15 protein-coding genes are annotated in these 14,868 nt (G+C 63.7%); 5 read left to right on the forward strand and 10 right to left on the reverse strand.

What is annotated here, in order from left to right:
- Nucleotides 1-30: 30 nt before the first annotated feature.
- A complete protein-coding gene (locus tag NDK18_RS11555) occupies nucleotides 31-378 on the reverse strand; it encodes an ArsR/SmtB family transcription factor (RefSeq protein WP_250623683.1) in 348 nt (115 codons plus the stop codon).
- A complete protein-coding gene (locus NDK18_RS11560) occupies nucleotides 362-823 on the reverse strand; it encodes an SRPBCC family protein (protein WP_250627862.1) in 462 nt (153 codons plus the stop codon). Before NDK18_RS11560 ends, NDK18_RS11555 begins: the two co-directional genes overlap by 17 nt.
- 132 nt (nucleotides 824-955) lie before the next feature.
- On the opposite strand from NDK18_RS11560, the gene NDK18_RS11565 reads away from it, so the two are divergent.
- From NDK18_RS11565 to NDK18_RS11580, 4 genes are all read left to right on the forward strand, one after another.
- The gene (locus tag NDK18_RS11565) at nucleotides 956-1,975 is read left to right on the forward strand and encodes a TraB/GumN family protein (RefSeq protein ID WP_250623685.1); all 1,020 of its coding nucleotides are present in this window, start codon (nucleotides 956-958) and stop codon (nucleotides 1,973-1,975) included.
- A gap of 10 nt (nucleotides 1,976-1,985) precedes the next feature.
- Nucleotides 1,986-2,615: a DUF6348 family protein gene (locus tag NDK18_RS11570; RefSeq protein ID WP_250627863.1), complete on the forward strand. Its 630-nt coding sequence runs from the start codon at nucleotides 1,986-1,988 to the stop codon at nucleotides 2,613-2,615.
- Nucleotides 2,616-2,709: 94 nt separating this feature from the next.
- Nucleotides 2,710-4,230 (forward strand): aldehyde dehydrogenase, encoded by a 1,521-nt coding sequence (adh, locus tag NDK18_RS11575; protein ID WP_250623687.1) that lies wholly within the window; start codon nucleotides 2,710-2,712, stop codon nucleotides 4,228-4,230.
- A gap of 16 nt (nucleotides 4,231-4,246) precedes the next feature.
- Nucleotides 4,247-4,636: a DUF779 domain-containing protein gene (locus NDK18_RS11580; protein ID WP_250623688.1), complete on the forward strand. Its 390-nt coding sequence runs from the start codon at nucleotides 4,247-4,249 to the stop codon at nucleotides 4,634-4,636.
- Here NDK18_RS11580 and NDK18_RS11585 read toward each other — a convergent pair.
- Both NDK18_RS11585 and NDK18_RS11590 read right to left on the reverse strand, forming a co-directional pair.
- On the reverse strand, nucleotides 4,633-5,172 hold the full coding sequence (locus NDK18_RS11585) for a cytochrome b (RefSeq protein ID WP_250623689.1): 540 nt from the start codon (nucleotides 5,170-5,172) through the stop codon (nucleotides 4,633-4,635). The genes NDK18_RS11580 and NDK18_RS11585 overlap by 4 nt on opposite strands.
- Nucleotides 5,169-6,254 (reverse strand): catalase family peroxidase, encoded by a 1,086-nt coding sequence (locus NDK18_RS11590; protein WP_250627864.1) that lies wholly within the window; start codon nucleotides 6,252-6,254, stop codon nucleotides 5,169-5,171. Before NDK18_RS11590 ends, NDK18_RS11585 begins: the two co-directional genes overlap by 4 nt.
- 118 nt (nucleotides 6,255-6,372) lie before the next feature.
- Between NDK18_RS11590 and NDK18_RS11595 the strand changes: the two genes are divergently transcribed.
- Nucleotides 6,373-7,119 carry a class I SAM-dependent methyltransferase gene (locus NDK18_RS11595; RefSeq protein WP_250627865.1) on the forward strand — a complete coding sequence of 249 codons (747 nt, stop codon included), beginning with the start codon at nucleotides 6,373-6,375 and terminating at the stop codon, nucleotides 7,117-7,119.
- Here the strand turns inward: NDK18_RS11595 and NDK18_RS11600 are convergent, their stop codons facing one another.
- From NDK18_RS11600 to NDK18_RS11625, 6 genes are all read right to left on the reverse strand, one after another.
- Nucleotides 7,120-8,202: a sulfate/molybdate ABC transporter ATP-binding protein gene (locus NDK18_RS11600; RefSeq protein ID WP_250623692.1), complete on the reverse strand. Its 1,083-nt coding sequence runs from the start codon at nucleotides 8,200-8,202 to the stop codon at nucleotides 7,120-7,122.
- The gene (gene cysW / locus NDK18_RS11605; RefSeq protein ID WP_250623693.1) at nucleotides 8,199-9,032 is read right to left on the reverse strand and encodes a sulfate ABC transporter permease subunit CysW; all 834 of its coding nucleotides are present in this window, start codon (nucleotides 9,030-9,032) and stop codon (nucleotides 8,199-8,201) included. The genes NDK18_RS11600 and cysW overlap by 4 nt, the downstream gene beginning before the upstream one ends.
- Nucleotides 9,029-9,850, reverse strand: a complete 822-nt coding sequence (gene cysT / locus NDK18_RS11610; RefSeq protein WP_250623694.1) for a sulfate ABC transporter permease subunit CysT — start codon at nucleotides 9,848-9,850, stop codon at nucleotides 9,029-9,031. Before cysT ends, cysW begins: the two co-directional genes overlap by 4 nt.
- Nucleotides 9,847-10,857, reverse strand: coding sequence for a sulfate ABC transporter substrate-binding protein (locus tag NDK18_RS11615; RefSeq protein WP_425502698.1), 1,011 nt, complete (start codon nucleotides 10,855-10,857; stop codon nucleotides 9,847-9,849). Before NDK18_RS11615 ends, cysT begins: the two co-directional genes overlap by 4 nt.
- A gap of 72 nt (nucleotides 10,858-10,929) precedes the next feature.
- Nucleotides 10,930-13,350, reverse strand: a complete 2,421-nt coding sequence (locus tag NDK18_RS11620; RefSeq protein ID WP_250627866.1) for a GH92 family glycosyl hydrolase — start codon at nucleotides 13,348-13,350, stop codon at nucleotides 10,930-10,932.
- Nucleotides 13,351-13,376: 26 nt separating this feature from the next.
- On the reverse strand, nucleotides 13,377-14,810 hold the full coding sequence (locus NDK18_RS11625; RefSeq protein ID WP_250627867.1) for a glycoside hydrolase family 125 protein: 1,434 nt from the start codon (nucleotides 14,808-14,810) through the stop codon (nucleotides 13,377-13,379).
- Nucleotides 14,811-14,868 lie beyond the last annotated feature (58 nt).

Genomic DNA, 14,868 nt, shown 5'->3' on the forward strand with positions numbered 1-14,868 from the left:
CGGAGGGGCTGCTTTTTTGGAAGCCAGGTTTCAGTCTTCGACTATTCGCTTCAGGCGCAACAAGGCGTCGTCCCACTGCCGGGCGACGTGGTCGAGCGAACGGCGCGCCTCCTCCAGGCGGGAAGGCGCAAATTCCCACATCCTTTCGCGCCCGGCCTTCACGTCATTGACCAATCCGGCTTCGGCCAGGACCAGCAGGTGTTTGGTCACGCCCTGCCGGGTGATCTGCGAACCTTCGGTGAGCTGCGCGATGGACATGGCGCCGCCTGCGCACAGTAATGCCACCAGCCGCAGGCGGGCCTCGTCGCCCAGCGCGGCGAAAACCGGTGCTGAACGTTGCAGGCTGCCCTGCAGCTGTGGCTTAGTGCGTGGCGACATGGCGCTGGATGTTCCCCATCTGCTCTTCCCACCCATGGCTGTTCATGCGGAAGGCTTCGGCGCGCCGTTCAACGGGAATGGCATCGAATCCCGATTCCACCACGCGCAGCAGGGTTCCGCCCGGCGAATCTTCCAGCTCGAACATAACGAGCGTGGTGGGTTCATCGTCGTAGTTCTTTTCCGGATCCACCGCGTAAGGATGCCAGCGGAAACCAAACCGGCGTTCCGGCTCGATGCAGGCGACGAGGAATTCGAATTTCAAGTGTTCGTAACCCGGGATCGTGATGCGCCCCCTGGCAGGCTCGCCCTCGACGAACGCCTCGCCCTGCAGCGCGACGCCGAACCATTCCCCGAATGCCTTCGGCTGGATAAGCGCCTGCCACACCCGTGAACGCGGGGCCGTCAGCTGGATCTGTCGCTCGACGCGATCGGTATCTTCAGTCATATGCCACCTCCTGGTTGCATATCTATACCGCTCATGATCACTTAATGCAACCTTTTAGTTGCCCAATGGGAACGCGACCGGTTGACACCGTTTCGTGGTATCAATCGAAGGGTCTTGCCGCCGGACCGCACCATGCGCCTTCGATCCATTGCCCTGCTCGCCCTTGTTCTCGCCTTGCCGGCGGTAGCCCAGGACCAACCCCAGCAGGCAACCAACCTGGAAGCCATCACCGTCCAGGGCCAGCAGCCGGGCCCCGGCCTGTGGAAGGTCACCAAGAACCAGCACACCATGTGGATCCTGGGCCTGGTGGCGCCCCTGCCCAGGGACATCCAGTGGCACTCGGCCGACGTGGAGAACGCGGTGGCCAATTCGCAGGTGGTACTGCAGCCGCCGTCGATGTCGCTCAAGCCCAAGGTGGGCTGGTTCGGCAAGCTGATGTTGCTGCCCACGCTGATCGACGCCCGCGACCAGCCCGACGACGGCAACCTCAAGGACGCCGTGCCTGCCAGCGATTACGCCCTCTGGCTGAAGCTGAAGGAGGAGTACATCGGCAAGAACAAAAAGATCGAAAACTACCGGCCGATCTTCGCGGCATTGAAGCTCTATAACGAAGCGGTGAAGGGTATTGGCCTGCGCCAGAAGACCAACATCGCCGGCACCGTCGACGACCTTGCCAAGACCCACGGCGTGCAAGTGCAGCAGGTGCAGTACGAAGTGGAGATCGCCGAGCCGCGCGCGGCGGTGAAGCAGTTCAAGGCCTCCACCCTCGACGACGTAAAATGCTTTCACCAGACGCTGGACAACATCGACAAGCGGCTGGGCACGCTTACCGTGCGCGCCAACGCCTGGGCCACCGGGGACGTGCCGGCGCTACGCAAGTACCTGGTGCAGGATCGCTGGGACATCTGCCTGAACACCGTGGCCGAGGCCGGCATCGCCAAACGGTTGGGTATCAACGACATGCTCACCAAGCTCCGCACCTTGTGGCTGTCCTACGCCATCCAGGCCATCACCAACCACAGGCAGAGCTTCGCGATGCTTCCGATGGAAGACCTCATCGACCCGAATGGTTCGCTCTCGGAGTTGCGCAAGCGCGGTTATACCGTGACCGCGCCCGATGACGACGATGCCACCACCCCGACCAGCCCTTGAGGAGCCCGCCATGAACGGACCGGCCCTGGCCTCGCGCCTGCGGGAAATGTTTGCCAGCCACGACGTGGAGTTGGAAGACGACGAAGAAGACTGGCTGGTGACCGATGGCGATTTTCCCGCCATCCGCGCCACCTGGCACGCCGGCCGCGGCGACGAGCCCGGCCACCTGGACATCGACGTGGTGCCGGCCGAGGAGCGCACGATCGAGTTGTCCTATCCCGGCTACGGCGAGCGCGGCTGCCGAGACGCGCTGGATGATTTCGAGCGGCAGGCGCTGTATCCGTTGCTCGCCGCCTGCTGGTATGTCACCGATGATCGCAAGCTCGATGTTGGCAGCTTTGACAGCGGCCTGAACACCTGGGACGTGTTCTCCGGCAAGCCGGGCCTGCGTGGCGTGGCCGATATTCCTGCCAGTGTGCGCGATGCCGTGCATGCTGCGTTGCGCACTCAATCGCTCACCGCGGAACTGCACTGGGTCAACCTGTTCCACGCCCGCGACGCCGACGGCAACGAACGCGCCCTGGCTACGCTGGACAACCAGCCATGGGGCGCGGGTGTCACCGCCTTGTCATCGGGGGACTGGCCGCAGGCCGAGAACTCCGCGCGGTGGCTGCTGCTGGTGGACGTTCGCGACTATTAAGAAATCGTGCAGCGTTGCCGATGGTGCGGCGCGGAACGTAGTGCAGCGACGACGGGCGTAGGATGGATTTCCCTTGCCCCCGAAGGACGCCGCCATGACCAAGCTCGAACAACACCATCTGGAAACCCACGTGCCCTTCAAGGCACGCTACGGCAATTTCATCGGCGGCAAGTGGGTGGAGCCCGCCGGGGGACGTTATTTCGAAAACATCACCCCGGTCACCGGCAAAGCCTTCTGCGAAATTCCCCGTTCAGATAAAGACGACATCGAGGCTGCACTCGATGCCGCGCACGCGGCCAAGGATGCATGGGGCCGAACCTCGGTGGCCGACCGCGCGCGCATCCTGAACCTGATCGCCGACCGCATGGAGGCGAACCTGGAGATGCTCGCCCATGCCGAGACCTGGGACAACGGCAAGCCGCTGCGCGAAACGCTGGCCGCGGACCTCCCCCTGGCGGTCGACCATTTCCGCTACTTCGCTTCCTGCATCCGTGCGCAGGAAGGCTCCATCGGCGAAATCGACCAAGACACGGTGAGCTACCAGATCCACGAACCCCTGGGCGTGGTGGGACAGATCATCCCGTGGAACTTCCCGCTGCTGATGGCCACGTGGAAAATGGCGCCCGCCCTTGCCGCGGGCAATTGCGTGGTACTCAAGCCCGCCGAGCAGACACCGGTCAGCATCCTGGTGTGGGCGGAACTGGTGGGCGACCTGTTGCCACCGGGCGTACTGAACATCGTCAACGGCTTCGGGCTTGAAGCGGGCAAGCCGCTGGCTTCGAATCCGCGCATCGCCAAGATCGCCTTCACCGGCGAGACCACCACAGGCCGGCTGATCATGCAGTATGCCAGCCAGAACCTCATCCCCGTGACCCTGGAACTGGGCGGCAAGTCGCCAAATATCTTCTTCGCCGATGTCATGGACCACGACGATGCCTTCTTCGACAAGGCGCTGGAAGGCTTCGCGATGTTCGCCCTGAACCAGGGCGAGGTGTGCACCTGCCCCAGCCGTGCATTGATCCAGGAGTCGATCTACGACGCCTTCATCGAACGCGCGGTCGATCGGGTGAAGAAGATCAAGATGGGCAATCCCTTCGACAAATCCACCATGATCGGTGCGCAGGCTTCCAGTGAACAGATGGAAAAAATACTCTCCTACATCGACATCGGCAAACAGGAGGGCGCGCAGGTGCTTACCGGCGGCGGCCGCGCCAGCCACGATGGTGATCTGAAGGACGGCTATTACATCGAGCCCACGGTATTCAAGGGCCACAACAAGATGCGCATCTTCCAGGAGGAAATCTTCGGCCCGGTGCTTTCGGTCACCACGTTCAAGGATCAGGACGAAGCCCTTTCCATCGCCAACGATACGCTCTATGGCCTGGGCGCAGGCGTCTGGAGCCGCGAAGCCAACACCTGCTACCGAATGGGCCGCGGGATCCAGGCAGGCCGCGTGTGGACCAACTGCTATCACGCGTACCCCGCCCACGCGGCCTTCGGTGGTTACAAGCAATCGGGCATCGGCCGCGAGACGCACAAGATGATGCTCGACCATTACCAGCAGACGAAGAACCTCCTGGTGAGCTACTCGCCCAACAAGCTTGGATTCTTCTAAGGGGGAATTCCAACCGATGGACAGCACCGTCGCCGAACAGGTCATTGCCACGCCCGCCGCGGAAGCCTTGATCGAATCGCTGCGCCAGCGGCACGGCCCGGTGCTGTTCCATCAGTCCGGTGGCTGTTGCGACGGTTCCTCGCCGATGTGCTATCCGCAGGACGACTTCATCGTCGGCGACCGCGATGTTCGGCTCGGCGAGATTGCCGGCGCGCCGTTCTACATCAGCCCATCGCAATTTGAGTACTGGAAGCACACCCAGCTCATCATCGACGTCGTGCCTGGACGCGGTGGCATGTTCTCGCTGGAGAATGGCGAAGGGGTGAGGTTCCTCACCCGCTCGCGCCTGTTCGGCGACGACGAGGTCAATAGCCTCATCGCCGCCGGACGCTTCGGCAAGGCTTAACCCGCCGGGTTCTTGCCGAACAACATGCTGGCCAGCACGCCATCCTTGCGTACCAGGTGGTGGAACAGCGCCGCACCAAGATGGGCCAGGTAGGTGAAGAACAGCAGGTAGGCACCAAACCCGTGCGCGTCGCGCAGGAAAGTGTAGAGCGCCAGATTGTGCGGGGCGATCGGCGGCAGGTGCACGTGCGGTGCAAGCTGGATCGGATATCCCGCCGCCGATAGCGTCGACCAGCCCAGCAGCGGCAGGAAGAACATCAACGCGTACAGCAGCCAGTGCGAGAGCGTGGCTGCATGGCGCATCCAGGCCGGCATGTCCGCAGGCAACGGCGGCGGCTTGTGGACCAGGCGCACGATCAGCCGGATGATCACCAGCACGAAGATGGTGAAACCCAGCGGCTTGTGGATGGCAAAAAGCCACTCGTGGGTGCGGCTGACCGTCGACACCATGCCGGCACCGATGAACAGCATCGCGATCACCAGCACCGCCATCAGCCAGTGCAGGATACGGGCGGGAAGCCAGAAGCGCTCGGTCATGGCTTGTGCTCCGTGGCAAAACTAGGATGCGGGCCTTCCGCAGCGCGGCGGCGGAACGAGGATGAATACACAGCCGAGCGCGCGGCAAGCAGGGGATCGTCCGAGCCCTTGATGCCGGTAGGTAACGCCAATGGGTCGAAGTTGATGTCACGGCAGGGACCTTCGTCCTCGGTGATGAGGTGATCGATGGTCAGTCGGCCGACCTTGACCGATTCACGATCCTCAGGCCACTGCACGGTGGCGTCGTCTGTCTTGTCACCCGGGGCAGCCAGCTGGATCGACATGTCCCAGGTGAGCGGGCCTGCGGCGGCGCGCTTGATGAGGTCGTCGAAAAGGAAGTCGCGGGGCATCTTCTCCAGGTTGCCCTTGTCCATCCACTCAGGCGTTGCCGTGGGATCGAGCGACCACCTGACAAAGCGCGTCTGGCCGTCGCCGCCGACGAAACGGAATGCATTGATCGAGTAATACCGCGTATTGACGAAGCTCGACGCCAGCGGCTGTTCCTTCAGGTAGTTGATGAAGGCCACCGTCTCCGGATGGGCGGCCATGTATGGCCCCACCTTGGCCGGGTCCGGCTTTCCATCGGCAACGGGCGACGTGGCCTCGAGGAACGCCATGAACGCCTTGGGCGTGGCCACGGGAAACACGGCGGTGGAATCCATTGCGGTGCGCCAGACCTCGCCGTTGGGGGCGGTGATCGACAAGGCGATGGCGCGGAACACCAGGCGGCCGTCGGGTGAGTCGGGCATGCCGCCACCGGTGGAGAAGCGCCCGATCACGCGGGATTCCCCCTGGGCGAACACATTGGCCACCGAAAGCCGCGTGCCCTGCCCGTTGCCGTCGAAATGGCCGGTAAAACAGTAGCCCTTGGTATGGGCCCGGCGAAAACCCTCATGCAAGCCGTCGTGCACCTGCAGCGCGTCGGCAATCTTGCCAGGCCCCAGGCGGCCACCGAACCATCCGCCAGCCCAGGCAAACAGCAGCAGGACGACACCGACGACGGCGGCAATGAGCGCCGCGGCACCCTTGTTCCGGCTTAACTGGCCGATGATGGAATTCGGATCTTGGGGATTTTGAGCCATGGGGATGCCTTTGCGATAAACCGTGTAAGCAGAACCGGCCTGGACCGGTTTCATTGCATGGACGGGAGGATCGCGCGCATGATGCGCTCGGCCGTTCCCACCCCACGAGGAACCATCGATGAAGACAAAAGCCCTGCTTGCCGCGTTGATTCTGGCGGTTCCCACCGCCTACGCCGCCACGCCCTCTGCCTATGTATCTACTGCCGTGCAATCGTCTGCGCGCCCGGCCGAAGATACCGCGCGCGATGCTGCCCGCCATCCGGCGGAACTGGTCGCCTTCGCCGGCATCAAGCCAGGCGACACCGTGGCTGACCTCATGCCCGGTGGCGGTTACTTTACGCGCATTTTCAGCGGCGTGGTGGGGGCCAACGGCCATGTCTATGCTGTGGTTCCTTCCGAATTCGTCCAGAAGAACCCCAAGGCCACCGACAAGGTCACAGCCCTTGCCGCGGAGAAGGATTTCACCAATGTGAGCGTGGTGACGGCACCGCTGGCCGGCATCGCCACCGACAAACCGCTTGACGTGGCCTGGACCAGCGACAACTACCACGACGCCACCGGTTTCTTCGGCAAGGACCAGGCCCTGGCCATGGACAAGGCCGTCTTCAAGGCGCTCAAGCCCGGCGGCGTGTTCATCGTGATCGACCATGTCGCGCAGACTGGCAGCGGCGACAGCGCCACCACCACCTTGCACCGCATCGATCCGGCCCTGGTACTTGAGCAGGCCAAGGCCGCCGGATTCACCCTGGAAGGAAAATCACAGGTGCTGGCCAACGCCGCCGACACCCACGAGAAGAAAGTGTTCGACGAAACCATCCGGGGCCACACCGATCAGTTCGTCTTCAAGTTCCGCAAGCCCAAGTAATCAAGGCCCGGCGCCGGCCTGCCACGACCACCGTGCGTTTTCGCCGGCGAACAGTACCGAGCGCGCAGGTGACACACTCACCTGCGCGCCCACGGCAAGGTTCCGCCGTGCCAGGTCCTCGCTGGCGACATCCGCCTCCAGCGTGCCCACGCCGCTCACGTCCAGGTCCAGGTGGGCGATGCTGCCTGCAAGATAGACATGCCGAACCACTCCCTGCCACGGCGCGTCCTGTGCTCCGATTTCCAGGTGCTCAGGCCTGATGTACGCCGTGGCATGAGGATAGTGGCCGTGCCAAGGTTCGTCCCGTGGCACCCAGCCGGCGGCGCTTAAGCCCCCCGTGCCGCGCCGCATCGCCACCCGGTTTACCCGCCCGATGAATTCGCACACGAACGGCGTAGCGGGCTCGAAATAGACTTCCTCGGGCGTGCCGACCTGCTCTATCACACCGTTGTTCATCACCGCGACGCGATCGGCCAGTTCCAGGGCTTCTTCCTGGTCGTGCGTTACCAGCACGGTGCTGAGCCCCAACTCTTCCTGCAATTCGCGTAGCCAGCGGCGCAGGCCCGTGCGCACCTGGGCATCGAGCGCGCCGAAGGGTTCGTCCAGCAACAATAATTGCGGCTCCACCGCCAGCGCGCGTGCCAGCGCCACCCGCTGCCGCTGGCCACCGGACAGCTGCGCGGGATAACGATTGCCAAAGCCATCCAGTCGCACTCGTAAAAGCAGTTCAGACACGCGCGAAGCGATCTGTGCACGTTTAGGCCGCAGGCGCCACGGTCGCACGCGCAATCCAAAGGCGATGTTCTCGGCCACCGTCATGTGCCGGAACAGCGCGTAGTGCTGGAACACCAGGCCGACACGGCGCTTGCGGGCGTCGGTAGCGAGAAAATCATCGCCATCGAGCGACACCGTGCCCACGTCGGGATAGTCCAGGCCCGCCAGGATACGCAGCAAGGTGGTCTTGCCGGAGCCTGAAGGTCCAAGCAAGGCTACGAACTCGCCGGGTTTTACCTCGAGGCTTACCTGGGCAAGCGCCACCGTATCGCCGAAGCGCCGGCCGATGGATTGGATGGACAGCGTCATCGGTGGATGCCTCCCGCTGCCAGCTCATGGCGATAACGCCATTCCATCAGCGCCTTGAAAGCAAGCGTCAACACCGCGAGCAAGGCCAGCAATGATGCCACGGCAAACGCGCCGACATAGTCGTATTCGTTGTAGCGCATTTCCACTTCCAGCGGCATGGTGGTGGTGAGGTTGCGGATATGGCCCGAGACCACCGACACCGCGCCGAACTCGCCCATGGCGCGGGCGTTGCAAAGCAATACGCCATACAAAAGCGCCCAGCGGATGTTGGGCAAGGTGACACGGAAGAACATCTGCCAGCTGCCCGCGCCCAGCACCCTGGCCGCCTCTTCTTCCTCGCTGCCCTGTGCCTGCATCAACGGGATAAGTTCGCGCGCAATGAACGGCAAGGTTATGAACACCGTGGCCAGCACCAGGCCCGGCACGGCGAAAATCACGCCCAGGTTCCGTTCGATCAGCCATGGGCCGAACCAGCCCTGGGCGCCGAACAGCAGCACGAAGGCCATGCCCGATATCACCGGCGATACCGAGAACGGCAGGTCGATAAACGCTCCGAGCAACGCCTTGCCGCGAAACTCGAAACGCGCCATCAGCCATGCCGCCGTCACGCCGAACACCATGTTCACCGGCACCGCGATCACCGCCACCAGCAGCGTAAGCCAGATCGCCGACCGGGCCTCGGCCTGGTGGAATACGCGGGTGAACGCATGCAGGCCTTGCTTGAAGGCCTCCGAGAACACCACGGCCAGCGGCAACAGCAGGAACACCGTGAGCACGGCCACGCTCGTGAGGATCATCAGCACGCGCACCACCGATGCCCGGGTTGTCATCGCGGCAGCTCCCAGCGGCGGCTTGCACGCTGCACCAGCGATACCAGCAGCAATAGCAACAGCGACAACACCAGCATGGCCACGCCCAATGCCGCGGCACCCGCGTAGTTGAATTCCTCGAGTTTCTCCACGATCAGCAGCGGTGTGATTTCCGACAACCTGGGAATATTCCCGGCAATGAAGATCACCGAACCGTACTCACCTACCGCCCGGGCCAGGGCCAGGCCGAACCCGGTCAACAATGTCGGCAGCAGCAGCGGTAACACCACGCGGAAGAACACCTGCCAGCGCGTGGCGCCCAGGCTTGCCGCGGCCTCTTCGACCTCGCGCTCCATCGACTCGAGCACCGGTTGCAGGGTGCGCACGACAAACGGGAAGCCGACGAACACCATCGCCACCACGACACCGAGGGGCGCGTAGGCCACCTTGATGCCCATCGGCACCAGGTAGCGCCCCAGCCAGCCCTCGGGGGCGTAGATCGCCGTCAGTGCGATACCCGCCACCGCCGTGGGCAAGGCAAAGGGAAGGTCCACCAGCGCATCGAACAGGCGCCGTCCGGGAAACCTGTGCCGCACCAGCACCCACGCCACCAGCAATCCGGCGAGCACATTCACCGCCGCGGCAAGCATGGCGCCGCCGAAGCTCAGGCGCAGCGCGGCGAGCGTCCGTGGCGAAGAAAGCAGCGCCCACCAACCCGACGGCGCAAGCGCGCTGGACTTGAACACCAGCGCCGCCAGCGGCAGCAGGACGATCAAGCCGAGCCATGCCATCACGTAACCCAGCGACAGGCCGAAGCCGGGCAGCACGCGCCGCTTCATGGTTTGTCTCCCCGGCCCGGGCCGACCTGATCGAACAAGCCGCCATCGGCGAAGAACTTCTTTTGCGCCGCCTTCCAGTTGCCTGCGATGTCGGCAATGGTGAAGGTATTCACATCGGGGAATTCGCCCTTGTGACGCGCCGCCACCTCGGGCAGGCGCGGCCGGTAGAAGTGGCTTGCACCAATCTCCTGCCCTTCGGGGGAATAAAGAAACGCCAGGTAGGCTTCCGCGGCCTTGCGCGTGCCGTGGATGTCGACATTGGCATCCACCACCGCCACGGGTGGTTCGGCCAGGATCGACACCGACGGAATCACGATCTGGATCTTGTCGTCGCCGATGCTCTTGCGCGCCAGCAGCGCCTCGCTTTCCCAGGCGATCAGCACGTCGCCGATGCCGCGCTGGGCGAAGGTGTTGGTGGCGCCGCGCGCACCGGTATCGAGCACCGGCACGTGGCGGAACAACTGCGCCATGTAATCGCGGGCGCTCTCGTCGCTGCCACCCGGCAAGCGCCGCGCATAACCCCATGCGGCCAGGAAGTTCCAGCGCGCCCCACCGGAGGTACGCGGGTTGGGCGTGATCACGCTGACGCCGGGGCGAATGAGGTCGGGCCAGTCGTGGATCTGCTTGGGGTTCCCCTTGCGCACCACGAAAACGATGGTGGACGTATAAGGCGATGCGTTATACGGAAAGCGTTTCTGCCAATCCTTCGACACCAGCCCTCGGTCGGCCAGCATGTCCACGTCATAGGCCAACGCCAGCGTGACGACATCGGCAGGCAGGCCCTCGGCCACCGACCGCGCCTGCTTGCCGGAGCCGCCGTGGGACATGCCCACGGTCATCGCCTTGCCCGTCTTCTCCCGCCAATCGCGGGCGAAGGCGGCGTCGATGTCGCGGAACAGCTCGCGCGTGGGGTCGTAGGAAACGTTGAGCAGCTGCGAGGAGGGCCCGTGCGCGGAGCACGAGCCCAACAACAGCAGGAATGCCAACAACGCGAAGAGCCTTGCCAAGCAGCGTCTCCTGAACACCCCGCGGCGCGGCAGCCTACCTTAGCAAACCTCGCGGCGATGCAGCAAAGACGTCTAGCCCTCCAGTTTCATCGAAGGCGGACGGGCTGTCGGCGACACGCCGAAAGCCTTGTTGGGCTTGGGTCCAAGCGTGAAGACCAGGCTGCCACCGGCGGCAATCTCGGCGTGGCTGATCCAGTTGCGATCATGCGGCTTGCCGTTCCAGCTCACCGATTGCACATATATGTTCTGCGGAGAATTGCCCTTCGCTTCCACTACCAGCTTCTTGCCGTCGGCCAGTTCCACTTCCGCGCGGTGCACCAGGGGGCTGCCCAACACGTAATTGGCGCTTACCGGATCCACCGCGTAAAGCCCCAGTGAAGACAGCAGGTACCACGCCGATACCTGGCCGCAGTCGTCGTTGCCTGCCTCGCCGTCGGGCTTGTCGTCGTACATGTTGTCCAGCAGCCAGCGCACGCGATGCTGTGTTTTCCATGGCTGGCCGGCGTAGGCATAGAGCCAGGCCACGTGGTGGCTGGGCTCATTGCCATGCGCGTACTGACCCACCATGCCGGCGATATCCGGCGGCGCGTCGGCCGGAAGCTCGGGGCTCGAATTGAACAAGGCATCGAGCTTGGCCACGAAGGCTTCGTCACCGCCGAAATCCTGGATATAGGCGTGCAGGTCGTGCTGGTTCAGGAACGTCGCCTGCCAGGCATTGGACTCGGTGAAATCACGCCACTTTTTCGAATGACCCATGCCGCGCGGATCGAAGGGCTCCGCCCAGCTGCCATCGGCGAGTTTGGGCCGTACGAAGGTCTTGGACTTATCGAACACATGCCGGTAGTTGCGCGAGCGCTTCATCAGCGCCGTGCGCTCGTCTTCCTTGCCTACCGCGTGGGCCAGTTCCGCCATCGCCCAGTCGTCGTAGGCATATTCGAGCGTCTTGCTGACCGACTCATCGATCTTGTCCGCCGGGATGAAGCCCAAGTCGCGGTAGAACCTCAGGCCGCGGTAGTCGTCGTCCATCGCGCGCTTGCGGAACGATGGCCACGCGGCTTCGAAATCGATGCCCTTGAAACCCTTGGCGTGGGCCTCGGCCAGCACCGGCGCTGAATGGTAGCCCGTCATCGTGCCCGTTTCGCGCGCGTAGAGCGGCCACACCGGCGGCCCCGCCGGACTCTGCGCCGCCATGCGGATCAGGTCGTTGCAAAGATCGGGCACGCGGTGCGGCTGTACCAGGGTAAACAACGGATGCAGCGCGCGGTAGGTATCCCACAGCGAGTATTCGGTGTACGTCTGCGCACCGGCGGGCAACTGGTGAATTTCAAGATCCATGCCGCGGTATTTCCCGTCGACGTCGCCGAACAGGGTCGGTGCGATCAGGCTGTGGTAGAACGCGGTGTAGAAGATACGCTGGTGGCGTTCGTTGATGGCATCGATCTTCAGGCGCGACAGCTCGCGCTCCCAGGCCATGCTTGCCGCCTCGCGCGTGCCGTCGAAATCCCATCCGGGCATTTCGGCATTGAGGTTGGCCAGCGCACCTTCCGCGCTCACTGCCGACAGGCCCACCTTCACCAGGATCTGCTCGCCTGCCTCGGCCTTGAAGTGCGCCGCGCATTTGATCTTCTTGCCATGCGCCGTCTTCACCGCGCTGCCGGCCGCATCGTCGACGAACACTTCGCAACGATCGAAGGGGCGTGAGAATTTCAGCGCGAAATAAACATGCCTTCCCTTGGCCCAGCTCTGCACGATGCGACCGCCGGTGAACGTGTCGTTGCCTACCACGGCAAGGTCCGCCGAAGTCACTGGCGGCGGCGTGGATGGGTTGTCCTGCATGGCGTGGAAAAGATCGACCAGGATGTGGCTATCGCCGGCATTGGCGAAGGTGTAGCGATGCACGCCCACGCGCGCGGTGGCGGTAAGTTCCGCGGTCACCGCGCGGTCGCGCAGTAGCACCCGGTAATAGCCAGGCTCGGCGCTTTCGTCCGCGTGGGTGAATGCCGCGCGGTAGCCCTTGGGACCACCCGTCGGCGATACCGCATCGGGCTCTGCACCGGCCGGACGCGGCGTGTCGAAGCGCGAGGCGTAACGCGTGATGGGATGGTCCGGGTTGCCCGGTTCCGTCTTCACTTCGCCGACATTGGGCATCACCAGGAAATCGAGCAGGTCGCCGCAACCGGTACCGGTGAGGTGGGTGTGCGAGAAGCCCATGATCGAGCCATCGTCCTGGTGATAACCCGACGACTGGTCCCACAGCGCGTTGTAGGTATCCGGGCTCAACTGCACCATGCCGAACGGCATCGTGGCGCCGGGATACGTATGACCATGGCCACCGGTACCGATGAACACATCGACGTGGCGCGTGAACTGGCGCGGCGCCTTGCCACCGGCACCGAGCGCGGCCAATGCATCGGCGCGCCAGCGCGGCATGCCGGCAAGGCCAACGGCACCGGCCAGCAGGGAGGTCTTCAGGAACGCTCGACGGGAACTCATGGTTATTCTGTACTCCGTGGAAGGGTTCAGGCCAGCAGCGCGGGGCGCTCGCGGGCCAGTTTGAGGATCAATTCACCGAACAGGGTATTGGCCCAGGCAAACCACGCGCGCGTGAATTTGGCAGGGTTGTCCTGGTCGAAGGATTCGTGCATGAAACCGGTGCCCGCGTGGGTGGTCTTGAGCCACTTCAGGCACTGGCGGATCTCGCCGTCGTCACTGCTGGACAGCGCCCGTACGATGATCGACATCGGCCAGATCAGGCGCATGCCCTGGTGCGGGCCGCCGATACCGCTGGCTGCGGTGCCCTTGAAGAAATACGGGTTGTCTTCGCTCCAGGCGCGCTTGCGCGTGGCCTGGTAAAGCGGATCATCCTGATTGCAACAACCAAGATAGGCCAGGCTCAGCAAACCCGGCGCGTTGGCATCGTCCATGAACAACTGGTTGCCAAAGCCGTCCACCTCGTAAGCCCATACCTTGCCGGTGGATGTCTGCATGGTTCCGTACATCGCAAGCGCCCGGTCTACTTCGTCGGCCAGCGACTTGCATTCGTTGGCGAAGGCGGCATCGTGCGCCACCGCATGGGCCATCTCGGCCAGCTGCCGCAGGCTTGTCACGGCAAACAGGTTCGAAGGAACGAGGTACGGCAGGATGCAGGCGTCGTCGGACGGGCGGAACATCGAGTGGATCAAACCCACCGGACGCGATGGATTGCCATACCCGCTTAGCGGCACCGATTCGGTGGTGATCGGCGAGGCGCGCTGGAACGTGTATGGCCCCTGGTCATGCTTGCGTTGCTGCTCGCGCATGGTAGCCACCGCGAGCTTCGCGGCTTTGAGCCATGTAGTGTCGAACGGCGTGGCATCGCCCGTGGCCTTCCAGTAGCCGTGCGCCAGGCGTATGGGATAACACAGCGAATCGAGCTCGTACTTTCGCTCGCCCACGCCAGGCTTCATCGTGGTGATGTCCGACCCGCTCCACGTCAACGGCTTGGAGGACGGATCGTGCAGGAAGGCATTGGCGTAGGGATCAAGCAGGATGCAGCGGGCCTGGCGGTGGATCACGCCCTGCACCAGCCGCGCCAGCGGCTTGTCGTCTTTAAGAAAAGCCAGGTAAGGCCACACCTGTGCGGAGGAATCGCGAAGCCACATGGCGTCGATGTCGCCGGTGATCACGAAGGTATCGGGCTTGCCGTCAGCCGTACCCAGTTTCACCGTGGTGTCCAGGCTGTTGGGCAGGCAGTTTTCGAATAGCCAGGCCAGTTCCGGGTCGCCGATGCGCTTCTTCGTTTCGACGATGGCCGTCTCTACGGCCAACGAGGTGAAGCAACGGTCAGCTTTGGCCGGGCGCCGGCTGGTGAAGCCAGAGGCTGGAGGCGCTGCTGCGGCAAGGGCGAGCGGCGGTGCCATGCTGGCAAGGGTACCCATGGCGCCCCACTTGAGCACCTCGCGTCGTGTCGTCATGCGTTATTCCCTGCGGTGGTCAGGCACATACCAGCGTGACCGTAACGCGGCTGGGCAA

It is taken from the genome of Pinirhizobacter soli (genome assembly GCF_015905305.1).
Classification (GTDB): Bacteria; Pseudomonadota; Gammaproteobacteria; order Xanthomonadales; family Rhodanobacteraceae; genus Pinirhizobacter; species Pinirhizobacter soli.

Bases quoted from the DNA above. Each gene is read 5' to 3' on its own strand.
- NDK18_RS11595 (WP_250627865.1), top strand. From the start codon at position 6,373: ATGAAGACAAAAGCCCTGCTTGCCGCGTTGATTCTGGCGGTTCCCACC.
- NDK18_RS11560 (WP_250627862.1), bottom strand. From the start codon at position 823: ATGACTGAAGATACCGATCGCGTCGAGCGACAGATCCAGCTGACGGCC.
- cysW (WP_250623693.1), bottom strand. From the start codon at position 9,032: ATGACAACCCGGGCATCGGTGGTGCGCGTGCTGATGATCCTCACGAGC.
- NDK18_RS11620 (WP_250627866.1), bottom strand. From the start codon at position 13,350: ATGAGTTCCCGTCGAGCGTTCCTGAAGACCTCCCTGCTGGCCGGTGCC.
- NDK18_RS11555 (WP_250623683.1), bottom strand. From the start codon at position 378: ATGTCGCCACGCACTAAGCCACAGCTGCAGGGCAGCCTGCAACGTTCA.
- cysT (WP_250623694.1), bottom strand. From the start codon at position 9,850: ATGAAGCGGCGCGTGCTGCCCGGCTTCGGCCTGTCGCTGGGTTACGTG.
- NDK18_RS11565 (WP_250623685.1), top strand. From the start codon at position 956: ATGCGCCTTCGATCCATTGCCCTGCTCGCCCTTGTTCTCGCCTTGCCG.
- NDK18_RS11570 (WP_250627863.1), top strand. From the start codon at position 1,986: ATGAACGGACCGGCCCTGGCCTCGCGCCTGCGGGAAATGTTTGCCAGC.
- NDK18_RS11600 (WP_250623692.1), bottom strand. From the start codon at position 8,202: ATGACGCTGTCCATCCAATCCATCGGCCGGCGCTTCGGCGATACGGTG.
- NDK18_RS11585 (WP_250623689.1), bottom strand. From the start codon at position 5,172: ATGACCGAGCGCTTCTGGCTTCCCGCCCGTATCCTGCACTGGCTGATG.
- adh (WP_250623687.1), top strand. From the start codon at position 2,710: ATGACCAAGCTCGAACAACACCATCTGGAAACCCACGTGCCCTTCAAG.
- NDK18_RS11590 (WP_250627864.1), bottom strand. From the start codon at position 6,254: ATGGCTCAAAATCCCCAAGATCCGAATTCCATCATCGGCCAGTTAAGC.
- NDK18_RS11580 (WP_250623688.1), top strand. From the start codon at position 4,247: ATGGACAGCACCGTCGCCGAACAGGTCATTGCCACGCCCGCCGCGGAA.
- NDK18_RS11625 (WP_250627867.1), bottom strand. From the start codon at position 14,810: ATGACGACACGACGCGAGGTGCTCAAGTGGGGCGCCATGGGTACCCTT.